The organism is Halomonas sp. FeN2 (assembly GCF_020595105.1).
Lineage (GTDB): Bacteria > Pseudomonadota > Gammaproteobacteria > Pseudomonadales > Halomonadaceae > Vreelandella > Vreelandella neptunia.
In genome coordinates this window covers 3,411,942-3,425,590 of the sequence record NZ_CP074200.1, presented here as the reverse complement: position 1 = coordinate 3,425,590, position 13,649 = coordinate 3,411,942, and the positions used below count along the sequence as shown (strand labels likewise).

General features: G+C 54.2%; 12 protein-coding genes. 7 read left to right on the top strand and 5 right to left on the bottom strand.

Annotation, left to right across the window (positions count from 1 at the left end):
* The 4 genes from KF947_RS15850 to KF947_RS15835 all read left to right on the top strand — a co-directional run bounded on the left by KF947_RS15850 (position 1) and on the right by KF947_RS15835 (position 5,873).
* Entirely contained in the window at positions 1 to 381 is a 381-nt protein-coding gene (locus tag KF947_RS15850; protein WP_227404423.1) for a hypothetical protein, read from the top strand.
* Positions 382 to 995: 614 nt separating this feature from the next.
* Complete coding sequence (locus KF947_RS15845) at positions 996 to 1,535, top strand: class I SAM-dependent methyltransferase (RefSeq protein WP_227404422.1); 540 nt, start codon at positions 996 to 998, stop codon at positions 1,533 to 1,535.
* Between the two features lie 87 nt (positions 1,536 to 1,622).
* Positions 1,623 to 2,720 (top strand): efflux RND transporter periplasmic adaptor subunit, encoded by a 1,098-nt coding sequence (locus KF947_RS15840; protein ID WP_227404421.1) that lies wholly within the window; start codon positions 1,623 to 1,625, stop codon positions 2,718 to 2,720.
* Between the two features lie 3 nt (positions 2,721 to 2,723).
* On the top strand, positions 2,724 to 5,873 hold the full coding sequence (locus KF947_RS15835) for an efflux RND transporter permease subunit (RefSeq protein WP_227404420.1): 3,150 nt from the start codon (positions 2,724 to 2,726) through the stop codon (positions 5,871 to 5,873).
* A 406-nt stretch (positions 5,874 to 6,279) separates the two neighbouring features.
* On the opposite strand, the gene KF947_RS15830 is transcribed toward KF947_RS15835, so the two are convergent.
* Positions 6,280 to 6,450, bottom strand: coding sequence for a hypothetical protein (locus tag KF947_RS15830; protein ID WP_227404419.1), 171 nt, complete (start codon positions 6,448 to 6,450; stop codon positions 6,280 to 6,282).
* Between the two features lie 467 nt (positions 6,451 to 6,917).
* Between KF947_RS15830 and KF947_RS15825 the strand changes: the two genes are divergently transcribed.
* The gene (locus tag KF947_RS15825; protein WP_227404418.1) at positions 6,918 to 8,099 is read left to right on the top strand and encodes an AAA family ATPase; all 1,182 of its coding nucleotides are present in this window, start codon (positions 6,918 to 6,920) and stop codon (positions 8,097 to 8,099) included.
* Positions 8,100 to 8,145: 46 nt separating this feature from the next.
* Here the strand turns inward: KF947_RS15825 and KF947_RS15820 are convergent, their stop codons facing one another.
* The 4 genes from KF947_RS15820 to KF947_RS15805 are packed head-to-tail and all read right to left on the bottom strand — an operon-like array spanning position 8,146 to position 12,150.
* On the bottom strand, positions 8,146 to 9,321 hold the full coding sequence (locus KF947_RS15820) for a mandelate racemase/muconate lactonizing enzyme family protein (RefSeq protein WP_227404417.1): 1,176 nt from the start codon (positions 9,319 to 9,321) through the stop codon (positions 8,146 to 8,148).
* A 17-nt stretch (positions 9,322 to 9,338) separates the two neighbouring features.
* On the bottom strand, positions 9,339 to 10,610 hold the full coding sequence (locus KF947_RS15815) for a TRAP transporter large permease (RefSeq protein ID WP_133733018.1): 1,272 nt from the start codon (positions 10,608 to 10,610) through the stop codon (positions 9,339 to 9,341).
* The gene (locus tag KF947_RS15810) at positions 10,607 to 11,185 is read right to left on the bottom strand and encodes a TRAP transporter small permease (RefSeq protein WP_227404416.1); all 579 of its coding nucleotides are present in this window, start codon (positions 11,183 to 11,185) and stop codon (positions 10,607 to 10,609) included. Before KF947_RS15810 ends, KF947_RS15815 begins: the two co-directional genes overlap by 4 nt.
* A complete protein-coding gene (locus KF947_RS15805) occupies positions 11,185 to 12,150 on the bottom strand; it encodes a sialic acid TRAP transporter substrate-binding protein SiaP (RefSeq protein WP_227404415.1) in 966 nt (321 codons plus the stop codon). The genes KF947_RS15810 and KF947_RS15805 overlap by 1 nt, the downstream gene beginning before the upstream one ends.
* Positions 12,151 to 12,254: 104 nt before the next feature.
* On the opposite strand from KF947_RS15805, the gene KF947_RS15800 reads away from it, so the two are divergent.
* Both KF947_RS15800 and KF947_RS15795 read left to right on the top strand, forming a co-directional pair.
* Positions 12,255 to 12,992: a FadR/GntR family transcriptional regulator gene (locus KF947_RS15800; RefSeq protein ID WP_227404414.1), complete on the top strand. Its 738-nt coding sequence runs from the start codon at positions 12,255 to 12,257 to the stop codon at positions 12,990 to 12,992.
* A gap of 108 nt (positions 12,993 to 13,100) precedes the next feature.
* Positions 13,101 to 13,646 carry a hypothetical protein gene (locus KF947_RS15795; protein ID WP_227406307.1) on the top strand — a complete coding sequence of 182 codons (546 nt, stop codon included), beginning with the start codon at positions 13,101 to 13,103 and terminating at the stop codon, positions 13,644 to 13,646.
* The last annotated feature ends 3 nt before the right edge of the window (positions 13,647 to 13,649 follow it).

Below are 13,649 nucleotides of genomic sequence, written 5' to 3'. Positions count from 1 at the left end.
ATGGTTATCTCTATACTTTCACTATCCAAGCGTTTTTTTGTAACGCTATGCATGAAAGAGAAAACGTCATTCTCAAATGTTTGGTTCCCGGAATCCCCTGGAACATTAAGCCATTCACAGTGCTTTGCTTTACGCATTACAATAACTTTAACCGCTTTTTTAGCTTTACCCATGATGCTTCTTAATTCAGGATCAATTGAAAGCGTCATTGCCATCTTCAGCGTTGAAGCTAGCACTACAGCCTTAATATTTTCCAAAATAAAATCAAAAAGCACTACAGCTTGGCTACCAAATGATACAGAGGATGAAATAGTAGAGTTCACCAACATAATAGGAGTGGCAGGCGTAGGGACTCTTTTAGTTATATTCTTGCTGACCTAAACCACTTCTTAATTGCTGTGCTAAAAATCAAACGGCGAAATAACCATCAATAACGACTCGACCGCAGAATCTGAGAAAAGCAGCCCCCGAATATACTTGCTGGAAGAGACAGGTAGCAGCACCGTATCACTCGCAAGACGGAGGACGCCCAATCGGTAAGCCTCAGAAACTCCCCCCGACCGCCAATCAGCATTTGCCTGAAACCACTGCTTAGCATTCGATGAGTTTGACCTCGACCATTCGCAATAGAAACCTCCTCCGATGGATAAATAGCTGCGTAGCTTCAGCAAGATTTATCGCGCTTTAGCTACCTTGATGCACCTTGCTACAAAATAACCAATCTTTGACACACTGTGGGTACAACCATGGCTTACTTTTTCATTCCCAGCGAAAAGTTTTGTTAGTCCGGCTCGGTAAGCAGAGATAATCACATATAGAGAGCAGCGAAGTATTAATAGTAGGCAGGGCCTTGTTAACAATCGATAGCCTTAGCAGATGCTGCCGTCTTCGATCCTTTGGAAGAGTTTAGAAAAGCTATGGAACCTAGAAACCTGTCCGATATATTTTTATTCTTCAAGGCTTGGCTATTTAACCCACTGAGTATTGGTGCGCTCATGCCTTCCGGTCGAGCTTTGGCCAACCTTATCACCTCGGAAATATCTACGGATACGGGCCTGATCATCGAGCTTGGGCCGGGGACGGGTGTCTTTACACACGCACTCATTGAGCGTGGTATCGACCAGAAAAACATAGCATTAATCGAGAATGACGCGGCATTCGTTACCAAGCTACAGCATCGCTTCGGGCATGCCCACACGTTTTTTATTGATGCTTCACGGCTACACGAAGTTAAGTTTTTCGACGGGGCACATGCCGGTGCTGTCGTCAGTGGGTTGCCCATGCTGTCAATGTCTCCACGCAAGATGATCGCCATTCTGGACGGTGCTTTTGCCAAAATGCGGCCCGAAGGATCTTTCTATCAGTTCACTTATGGCCCCCGTTGCCCGATCCCCCGAGCGCTGCTCGATCGCCTTGGGCTGAAGGCAATACGTGTCGGTCGCATACTCGTAAACGTCCCTCCCGCCACCGTCTACCGCATCGTCCGACGCAAGCCTCGGCCTGCCGCTAGCGGTGAGCGCATCGGCGTGCGATGACGGAGTGGCACCTGCACTACTCCATTCACAGTAATCGAAACCCACTGATGGCTTTCTCCTAGCAGAGGATGGCCGGAGAGGATGACTATGACCATCAAATTCTGGCTTTCTGGATTCGCCTGTTTTCTTCTGACCGCCTGTGGCACCCCTGCTGAAGATAATATAAGTGACAATGAGCGTGCTGCCGTACCTGTCTCAGCGATACCAGCGGAACTGGCGACGTTAGGCGAGCAGTTGTCACTTACGGGCACCCTAACCGCTGAGCGCCAGACACGCCTCTCCCCTCGCGCGGACGGGCTCGTGGCACACGTGCATGTTGAAGCGGGTGATCATGTTGAGACCGGACAGCGACTCCTCGAACTCGACCCGGCCCTTGCACAACAGGCGCTCATGCGTGCTCGCGCTCAGGAGGAAGAGGCAAACGCCTCGGTACGTGAGGCCGAGCGCTTGGTTAATGAGGCACAGCGGCTTGCTGAACGCCAAGCCATCCCCGCAACAGAGGTCGCATCGCGTGTTGCCGCGCTAAATCTAGCACGTGCATCGGCAGCCTCCGCTCAGGCAGCCACACGAGAGCAGGAAGAACTGGTTGAACGGCACAGTTTGCCAGCCCCTTTCCCAGGCGTCGTCGCCGAAAAACTCACCGAAGTTGGCGAATGGGTGCAACGGGGAGCGCCGGTGTTATCGTTAGTCGCGATTGATCGTGTACGTCTGGATGTGCAAGTGCCCCAAGAGCGATTTGAGCAGTTGGATAATCAGACACAAGCGCAGGTATTTGCCGATACGCTGGGTGACACTCCATTGCCAGCGCAGATCATTGCGCGGGTTCCCGTCACCGACCCCGAGGCGAGAACCTTTCTACTTCGACTACTGGTAAACGATCCACAGGGTCGATTACTTCCTGGCACCTCCGCCCGAGCAGAAATTTCTTTACCCCCGCAAGCAACCGATACGTTGGCCATCAGTCGCGATGCGTTGCTGCGCCAACCGGATGGCAGTCACAGCGTCTACATCGTCGATAACACAAACAATGAACGCATCGCCCGCCGGCGCCAGGTGCAAATTCTGTATGAACAGGGCGGTCAGGTCGCCGTTGCAGGCGACACCCTGCGCCAGGGCGATCCGGTCGTCACCCGAGGCAACGAGGCCCTGACCGATGGTCAGCCCGTGGAAGTGGTGGAGCGCTAACACATGGATTTCGGACGCGTTATTCATCACAGCACCCTGATTGCCGTCGCGGTTCTGATCCTGTGCTTACTGGGGATCACTGCTGCGCTGCGGGTACCGGTTCAGATGATTCCCGACCTGGAAGTACGCACCATCAGCGTGGAGACAAGCTGGCCCGGGGCATCTCCCCGTGACGTGGAGCAAGAGATCCTTATCGAGCAGGAACAATACCTCCGCACCTTGCCCAATCTCCAACGAATGGTTTCCACCGCCAGCATCGGCCAAGCCAGTATCGAGCTGGAGTTTCCCTTCGGCGTCGACATTAATGAAGCGCTGATACGCACCAACAACGCGCTTAGCCAAGTATCCAGCTACCCTGGAAATGTCGATGCCCCCGCCCTGACGACTGTCTCTTCCTCGGACGAACCCTTCATGTATTTCCGCATCGGGCCACGAGCGGAAAGTGGGGAAAATCTCGATTTGGCGATGATGCGCAACTTTCTGGAGGATGAGGTTCGCCCCCGTCTGGAGCGCGTCAATGGTGTTTCGCTCGTGGAAATATGGGGTGCGGAAGCACGGCAGGTGCGCGTAGAAATCGATCCGTACCGTTTGGCCGAACGCGGGCTCGACATGACCGATGTGCGCAATGCACTTCAGACCCGTAACGTCGACAGTTCAGCGGGCGACCTGGACAGTGGAAAGCGCAGTGTTATGGCACGCACGATCGGCCGCTTCCGTGAGCCCACCGATATGGGCGAGTTGATCATTGCCGAGCGCCGTGGCGCCTTGATGCGGCTCTCCGAATTGGCCGATATCCGGCTCAGTCACCATGAAATGCGTACCCGGGCATTCTATAACGGCCTACCTTCACTGATCCTGGCGGTGCGCCGCGAAACGGGATCGAATGTCGTCCAGACCAAGTATGCCGTACTGCCGGCAGTCGAGGCGATCAGCAACGAGATTCTGGCGCCGCTGGGTCTTGAAATGACGCTGATCAACGAAGATGCGCGCTACGTTGAGGACTCGGTCGCCAACGTCTGGAATAACCTTTTGCTCGGGACATTGCTGGCAACACTGATAATGTTTGCCTTCCTGCGTTCGGCGCGCAGCACCTTTGTCGGGGTGATTGCCATACCGGTCTGTACGATCGCCGCTTTTATAGGCCTGTTACTCGCAGGCCGGACGCTGAACGTTATCTCATTGGCCGGCGTAGCGTTTGCCATCGGCATGACACTGGATAACACCATCGTCGTCCTCGAAAGCATCGACCAGGCACGGCGACGTGGCCTGAAACCCTTCGATGCCGCAGTGGCGGGTGTGCGCCGGGTCTGGACGGCGGTCATGGCGAGCACGCTTACGTCAGTCCTGGTATTTGCCCCCACACTGTTCATTCAGGAGGAAGCCGGACAGCTCTATTCGGATATCGCGATTGCGATTTCCTCTTCTATCCTTGCGTCGATGGCCGTTGCGGTAACCGTGCTACCGGCGATGGCGGCACGACTGCTACCGGCAATCCAGCCAGGAGTTACCTTCGAGGACGGCGCCTTTGACCGCATCGGCCGTTGGATCACCCGCGCCTATCGCCGTCCGATACGGCGAATAGCGATTCTACTCGGCACGCTTGGCTTGTCGGCATGGGTCGTGGTGTGGCTAACCCCTCCGGCAGAGTACTTGCCGGAAGGCGAAGAGGCGCGCATCTTCTCTAACATGATCGCACCGCCGGGCTACAATCTGACGGAGATGGAATCCATCGCACAGGAGCTAATCCCGGAGCTGCAGCAGCGTCTTGATGACGAACCGGCACGCTTCCACCGTGGCGAAACGAATATGCCCGCACTGCGCTTCTTCGCCATGTTCGTCGACGCCCAGGGCATTCGTGTTATTACCGACCCGAAAGATCCCACCGATCTGGAGGCGTTAATGGGCGCCCTCGAGGCGCGCTTTACGGCCTGGCCGGGCATGCGCGCATTCGCCTCACGGGGCTCCATCATCTCCACCAACGATGGCGGTACGCGCAGTATCAACATGGACATTTCCGGCTCTGATCTTGCCGAGATCTATCAGGTTGCGAGCCTTGCCTATGCCCGTGCAGGAGCACTGTTCGACGATGCGCAGATTGGTTCAGAACCCAGCTCACTCAGCCTGGATCAATTATTGCTGGAGATCCAGCCTCGGTGGGAGCGACTGGTGGAAGTCGGGCTCGATGCGGAACGCTTTGGCTATTCCGTGGCGGCGCTAAGCGATGGTGCGTTCGCCGACCAGATGATCCTCGATGACCGCCGGGTCGACATCTACCTGTTCAGCAGCGCGGGTAGCGAGCAGCGGGCGGAGCGCCTAGGTGACCTGCCCATTGCCACACCGTCTGGCGACGTGCTGCCACTTTCCGCATTGGCCGATTTGAACGAGTCCGTCGATACGGACAGCATTCGGCGGTTGGACGGGCGCCGTACGATGACGCTGAATATCGTGCCGCCGCGCTCGGTGGCGCTGGAAACGGGCGTCGAACGCGTGGAAAACGAGTTGATTGAGGCCATGCGTGTCGCTGGCGAGATCCCTCACGGAGTATCGATAGATATCACCGGCGCCAGCGATCAGTTACAGGCTACTCGTGAAGCGGTCTCGGGTAATTTCATGATTGCGGTGTTGTTGTGCTATCTGATGCTGGTGGCGATTTTCCGCCACTGGGGGCGGCCATTATTCGTTATGGCCACAATCCCACTGGGACTCGCGGGCGGGATTCTTGGCTTGGCGATACTCAACGGCGTCGGCGCTCCGTTTGGCATCCACCAGCCTTTCGATATGATCACACTTCTCGGCTTCCTGGTATTGCTCGGTTCCGTCGTCAACAATCCGATACTGATCGTTCAGGAAACCTACAAGCGGCTGGAAGAAGGCGCGGAATCCATCGTCGCGGCCGTCGATGATGCGGTCAATATCCGTCTGCGCGCGATCCTGATGTCCAGCCTGACCACCATCTTCGGTATCGCCCCACTGGTTCTTATCCCCGGGGCAGGCACTGAACTCTACCGTGGCCTCGGCGCCATCGTGATGTTCGGTATCGCGTTTTCCACGGTCATCACGCTGACCTTCCTGCCCAGTTTGATGGTAGCTGCCATGAGCGGACAACAGCGTATTGCAAGGTGGGTATCATTGCGTAGGGATCAATCTTACTGAATCGAATGGAAGCCTGAAAATAAACGGGCGGGCCTAAAACGACTAGGCCCGCCCGGCATTGTTTTCTAAATCAAAATCAATAGTTCGCTTAAAGGTTTATAACCAGCGTTTCAGATAATGAAAAACTCCTTTCGCTTGCTGCGAAGACATTGACTCGAGGCAAGCAACCTCCGTATCTTCATCGGAACCTCTCTCAACGGATTTTGTTACCTTAGAAAAGTACTGATATAACCATTTAGGCTGCAATTAATATCTTCATAATTTACTCCTTATCCTAAATAACCATCCATCATTCGACCAACTCTGCGACATGTGATTAATTTAAAATCCACAAGCCACCGAGCAGTTTCAATGACTTTAAGTTACTTCAAAAAAAACTACCTACAACTGAGCTATTTAGCTCGATTTAAGGGTTGTCAGAAAGCACCTGGGAGGCCGGAATGTCCTGGTTACCGCTATCTGTAGATGTCGATTCAGCATAAACAATCCTGTTATCTTCATCCGAGCCTCTTTCAGCAAGTGCTACGCCTGAAGAAAGCAGTAACGCAATGATTAAGGCCGCATTTAAAAGCTTCATGATTCACTCCTTACGTTTAACTATTCGATCAACCTACTGAGCTAAAAGCAACCTCATGGATCGCTTCCCCCTCTAATCTCCTACATGTGAGTTAATTAGCTCTTTTAGAGAAGAAGGCTTGGTTTGCTAGTCGCTTCATCAGCATATGAATGATAGATTCAAAATGAACGGATCAGAATGCCAAATACTCTTTCGTTCTTGCCTGATCCAGTCTTTCGGTATATTTCCGAGAATCTTTTAATACTGAGAAGAAGTGATGCCCGCATGAAACTCTCGTCAGACAGCTAGTACAGAATAAAGGCAACTGCCGACCAAAACCCTCACCGAAATCGAGAATATGAACATTCCACCTCTCAATTGGCACTTAAGATCTCCAGCTATCGATGTCTTCTAGTGAGGGGGCACTTAGGGCTAAACTGTTATTTTCACGCTGCTCAGAGCAGCCAGCCCCCAACGCCGCAGAGCCTATGATCAACACCTTTGCCGTATCCAACTACCGCAGCCTGAAAAAAATTGTTTCTCCCCTGTCGAGTCTCAATGTAGTGACGGGGCCCAACGGGTGCGGCAAGTCCAACCTATACAAAGCGCTGCGATTATTGGCAGAAACAGCCAAAGGCAATCTTATCTCATCGATTGCTCAAGAGGGCGGGCTTGATTACACCTTCTGGGCTGGCCCGGAAAAACTCACCAAAGACATGCGAGAGGGCTCCGCTGCCATTGAGGGATCTGCTAAGAAAAACAGCCCCCGGCTTAGGCTGGGTTTTGTGGGTGAAGATTTCGGCTACGCCATTTCATTGGGGATGCCCGCCTCTCAGGGCTTTGCGGGCTACCAAGATCCGTCCATGTTCCAGTTCGACCCCGAGATAAAACGGGAATGCATTTGGGCAGGCGATGTCTGCCGACCCAGTAACTGTTTGATTGACCGCGTTGGGTCTGTGGTCAAAGTGCGTGCAGGTCGTAAATGGCAGGTTTACGATGCCCACCTTAATAGCTACGAAAGCATTTTGAACGAAATCAGTGACCCGGTCGCCGTGCCTGAAGTCCACGCTGTTCGGCAAGCCATTCGTCATTGGCGCTTCTACGATCAGTTCCGAACCGATCCAAATTCCCTCATCCGCACACCGCAAATCGGCACCCGCACCACGGTGCTGGATCACGATGGCCTCAGTCTAGTGGCCGCATTGCGAACTATCCACGAGATCGGCGACCGAGAGGCGTTGTACGAGGCGATTGAAGATGCCTTTCCCGGCGCCACCATTAATTTTGAAGCCGACGCTGGTAATCGCTTTCTACTGCAGTTTCTACAAAAGGGGCTGTTGCGCCCCTTAAACCAGTCCGAACTATCAGACGGGACGCTTCGCTATCTGTTGCTGGTGGCGGCGCTGCTCACCCCCAGGCCGCCTTCCTTGCTAGTGTTGAATGAGCCAGAAACCAGTCTACATCCGGATTTGCTTCCCGCCTTGGGCCGCCTGATTATCCGTGCATCGCGGGAAACCCAGGTGTGGGTGGTCTCCCACGCGCCACGCTTAGTGGCGACACTGGAACAAGATCAGGCCTGTAACTCTATCGCGCTGGATAAAGAGTTTGGTGAGACCGTTATCCTAGGCCAGGGGTGGCTAGATGAACCGCCCTGGCAGTGGGCGGATTAAACAGAGCATCCCCCTGGCGTATCGGCTTCTAAGCGCATTGGCTTACTTAAATATCAATCTTAAGCGCCTGCAGCCTCTCGTCATCGATTTCGATACCCAGCCCTGGAGCGCTGGGCAGTGCAAGACGCCCATGGTCAAGGCTTAACGGCGACGTTAAAAGTGCTTCACGCAGGGGGTTATTGGCCGATACGTCAAACTCGACCCAGGTAGGCGTATGGTTACGGTCGGGATGCGGATGCGGCGGCAGCGCGGCGGCGAAGTGGGCGGCGGCCATAATGCCCACTGCGCTTCCCCATACGTGAGGCGAGATTCTCAAGCCGTTTAACTGGGCCATGTCTGCAATGCGCAGCGCTTCTACATAGCCGCCACATAGGTTGAGATCCGGCATCAGCACATCCACACCACCGGTGGCGGCCAGCTCACGAAACTCGACAGCATTGACCGAAGCCTCGCCCGCAGCAATACGCCCCTCTCGGCGCGAGGCAAGGCGGCGGAAACCCGGAAGATCTTCAGGTGCCACCGGCTCCTCGATCCAGTAAGGGCGCAGCGGCGCCAAAGCGGCCATGGATTCCAGCGCGATGTCCGCCGTGTAGGCCCCGTTGATATCGGCCATGATGGCCACGTCATCGCCCAGAATCCGCCGTGCGCTCTGCATCCGCTCAAGGTCGCTTCTGATGCCGTGACCAATTTTGATCTTGTAGCCATCAAACTGCCCCGCCACGCGCTCAAGCTGCGCTTCCAGAGGCAGCGCCGCCGGTTCATGAAAATAGCCACCGGAGGCGTAGACCTGCACGGAGTCCTGCTCTTCCCCGCCCAGCAGCCGGTAAACCGGCAGACCCAGCAGCTTGCCAAGGCCGTCGTGCAGTGCAATATCCAGCCCGCTGACTGCCGCGGCGAGCTGGCTCTGGGCGCGCACGTGGTAGAGCACATTGGTCATTCGCCGCCAGATCACACGGTGGTCGAAGGCGCTTTGCCCCACATAGGCTTCGCGCAGAATGTCCAAATAGGCCAGCGTGGTCTTGGGCGGGCCATAGCACTCGCCAATACCGACAATACCTGCCGAAAAACGTACAAACACCAGGGTGGCCATGCGTGCGTGGCCGATTTCCCGCGCGCTTCCATAGCCGCCGTTAGCCGGCAAATAGCTGCCGATGGGCACCATATCGATGGCCTCGATAATCGCATCACGGGCCACAGAAGGATTACTATGCAGATGATTCATGCAACTGAGTCTCCAAACTAGATCAGGCTAGGCAGCCATAGCGTCAAAGCGGGAATAAAGGTGATCAGCAAAAGCGACACTAACAGTGCCGCGATAAAGGGCAGCGTGGCCTTAACCGCACGGGGGAAAGAGATATCGGCAATCCGCGCCAGAATAAACAGGACCAGCCCCACCGGCGGTGTCAAAAGCCCGATCATCAGGTTGAGCACCATGATGATGCCGAACTGAACAGGATCGACCCCTGCCTGGACGGCCAGCGGCAGCAGTACAGGTGTCAGGATGGTGATCGCTGCCACGGTTTCCATGAAGCAGCCAACGATCAAGAGAATCAGGTTGATCAGCAGAAGAATGACAATCGGGTTATCGGCCACCGCCATTACCGATTCTGCGAACGCCGCTGGCACGCCTTCGCGGGTAAGAATCCAGGCAAAAATTGACGAGGCGGCAACGATCAACAGCACCACTGAGGTCATTTCGATGGTTTCACGAAATACCGTAATGATCTGGCGCCAGCCAGCGCTACGGTATACCAGCGTTGCCAATACCAGCACATAAGCCACAGCGGCAATAGCGCTCTCGGTCGGGGTGAATATCCCCAGAACGATGCCTCCCACGATGATCACCGGGATCATGAGCGAAAGGGCCGCATGCATAAATGACGACAGCAGGCGCGCCACAGAAAAGCGCTCACCCACCGGGTAACCGCGTCGGTGCGAGATAACCGCGACCATCAGCATCAACATTGCCGCAATCAGCAGGCCAGGCACAATGCCTGCAATGAATAACTGGCCAATCGATGCAGAGGCCACCACCCCGTAAACCACCAGCGGAAGCGACGGCGGAATGATGGGGCCCACGGTTGAGGATGCCCCGGTGATCCCAACGGCAAAATCAACGTCATAGCCCTTATCACGCATCGCCTTTATTTCAACGGCACCCAAGCCGCCAGCGTCAGCAATGGCCGCGCCCGACATGCCGGCAAAGATGACCGAAGCGCCTACATTAACGTGGCCCAGGCCGCCGCGGGTCCATCCCACCATTGAATCAGCGAAGCGGAAGATACGCTCGGTCACACCGCAAACATTCATCAGGTTGCCAGCCAGGATAAAGAACGGCACCGCCAGTAGTGGGAAGCTGTCCACCCCACCCACCATGCGCTGAATCAGAATAATGTCCGGAATCTTGCCGGAGGCGAGCAGATAAACCAGCGACGACCCGGCCAGCGCGACCGCGACGGGGGCCCCAATCAACAGCAGGCACGCCAGCGCTACAAATAGCAGAATGATCATTTCTCCTCCTTGCCACGCCAGCAGGCGATGGCCTGGCGGGCCATACGCAATGCCATTGCCGCACAGGCCGCGGCAATCACGGTGTAAAGCCAACCTTTCGAGATCGGCAGCGTGCTCATGCTGGAATTCCATACCCGCTGTCCAACCTGCCAGGCAAGCCAGGCCACATAAACGAAGAACCCAGCGCTAAGCAGGTTATTGAATCCACGCAGCCAACGTTTTGCCTTTGCAGGCACGATTAGCTCAAGAATCTCAACGTTGATGTGAGTCCCTCGCGAGGCAGCACCAGCCGCGCCGATAAACACCAGCAGCACCAGCAGCATGCGGGCACCCTCTTCAGTCCAGCCGATCGAATGATTGAACACATAGCGCGACAGGAACTGCGCAAAGACCACGCTTCCCAGCAGGATCATGATCCCAAGCGCTACATGGTCTTCGAAGACCCATTTCGGCGGTGGTGTCGCTGTCACAGTATTGTGCGATAGCCCAGATTCACCTCCGGCCGCACTTTCGCGGCCGGGCTCTACTGACATCGCCGTCACCTCACCTTGACGAGTGTCTTTATCCCCTTGCATCACTCAATCGCCTCCAAGCGCTCGTATTGCTCAGCCGTCCAACCTACGTCTTCACCCGTAAGGCTCGGCCTTACCGCTTCGGCAAACGCCTCACGATCTACCTCGTGTACCTGGGTTCCCTGCTCCTGGAACCAGGGCACCAGATCCTGCTCCTGCTGTTGGATATCCAGGCTCCCCTGTTCAGCAGCCTCCTGAAAGACGTCCCGGAAAAGTGCCTGATCCTCGGCGGAAAGACTCGACCAGGCATTGCTACTCATAATGATCGGCTGGCTGTCATAGATATGGCCGGTCAGCGAGATGTCCGACTGCACTTCTTCAAACTTCATCGCGCGAATGATCGGCAGCGGATTTTCCTGGCCATCCACTACGCCCTGCTGAAGCGCCAGATAGACCTCCGAGAAGGCAATCGGAGTAGGGTTGGCACCAACGGCTCTTGGGAACATCAGCAGCAGCGGCGCATCAGGCACGCGAATTTTCATGCCCTGCATGTCTTCGGGAGTAAGCACCGGCTTGTTGGCAGTCACATGGCGTTGGCCAAAATAGATCAAACCAAGCGGCACATGCCCAGTGCTCTCTTCGTAGCCTTGGGAAAGCTCTTTGAAGAGATCGCTTTTTGAATAGGCGATCCAGTGATCAAAGTCTCGGAAAACGAAAGGAGCGCTGCCTAGCGCAATCGGTGGATAAGCGTTTCCAGCGAAAGCATTACCGGTATAGATAATATCCAGCGTGCCTAAGCCGAGGCCTTCATTGAGTTCAACCTCATTACCTAGCTGGGAGGAAGGGAACACTTCAATGTGATGGCGACCTTCACTACGTTTTTCAATTTCATCAGCTGCCCACTCGGCCCATTTGTGGTGACTGTGGCTCGCTTCGTATACATGGCCAAAAACGAAATCATTCGCTTGAGTGAAAGGCGCTATAGATAGTGCTAAAAGCAGTGTTGTAAGTTGATGACGTGCACGCATTGTTGTCTCCTTATTTATGGCTTGAATCACCAACCTCAGTACACTCTGGCTAAACAAATTTATCAATTTGTTTATAATCAACTTTTAAAAATACATGTAAATATATGTTTTTAAATAAAAACAGCCAAAGTAAGGAGTTTTACAACGTGACAACAAAGACAAAAGTCGAAAAGACTAAAGACTTATACGAAGATATGCGCAACTGGATACTTCGCGGGCAATATCTGCGTGGAGCGCGCCTGCCAACAGAGGCCGAACTGGCAAGCCGCTATGAACTTAGCCGTAGCGCCACGCGACAAGTGATTGCGCAACTTAAAAACGAAGGTCTTGTCGCCTCTCGTCAAGGGTCAGGCCTGTTTGTTGTCGCCCGGCCCACAACAGCGCTCGATGCGCCAAACTTTGTTAATAACTTCAGCGACCTTATTGCGCTGTTTGACTTCCGGCTACTAATTGAAACGGAATCAGCGGCCCTGGCCGCCTCAAAGCGTAACGATAGTGATATTGAGCGCATTGAGGAAAAGAGCCGTATTTTAAGAAGAGTCAATCAAAACGGGGGCCAAGGCACTCAGGAAGACTTCGACTTTCACGTACAGATAGCTAAAACGTCCGGCAATAAATTTTTACTTAGCTCGGTGCTAGCTCTACAAACGGGGGTTATCTTCTCCGTCAAACTCGGGCAAAAAACGTCCGATCTTCCGCGAATATTGCAATCCAAGCAGGTCACAGAAGAGCATAACGACATCATCGAAGCGATTCGCCAAGCAGACGAGGCAAAGGCACGAGCGGCAATGCAACGCCATATAGAGTCCTCACTCTCACGAATTCTGCATGGACAGCCGTGAAGCGATTGCACTGGTTAGGTGACAAAGCTTGGCGTTGATACCATGCTGATTCTCACGATGAGCTCGTCATCAAGGAATGGCGCAATACTTGTGAAAAAAGGATCTTATATGATCGAGTCACTGGAAGAGCTAGAAGCCATTAAACAGTCATGCCGTTCGATGGTGACAAAGAGTTCAAGCCTGTCAGCTGGCACTGCGGTTATACCCATACCGGGCTTAGACATTGGTTCAGACGTCGCCATATTGATGCGTTTAATCCCCAAAATTAATGAAAAATTTGGCTTAACGCCTGAACAGATCGACAGCCTGGATACAGAATCCAAGCTATTTGTGATGACGGTCATTTCCAATACCGGCAGTAAGATGGCGGGCAAATACATCACCAGAAAGCTTATCGTGGTATTGCTGAATAAGATGGCTGGCAAGGTAGCAGCAAAGGGTGTTGCTAAGTTCGTACCCTTCGTAGGCAGCGCCGTGGCAGGCAGTATTAGCTTTACAGCCATGAAGTACATGGGTAACAGCCATATCGACGATTGTTATGAAATCGCCTTGGCGGCACTGGAAAAAAACCGGCTGGAAACCGCAGCTGTGGTAGTACCCGCGACTGAACAAACGCTAAGTATCGCTGCCAATGGCCCTACAAAAGCCGAGTAATGG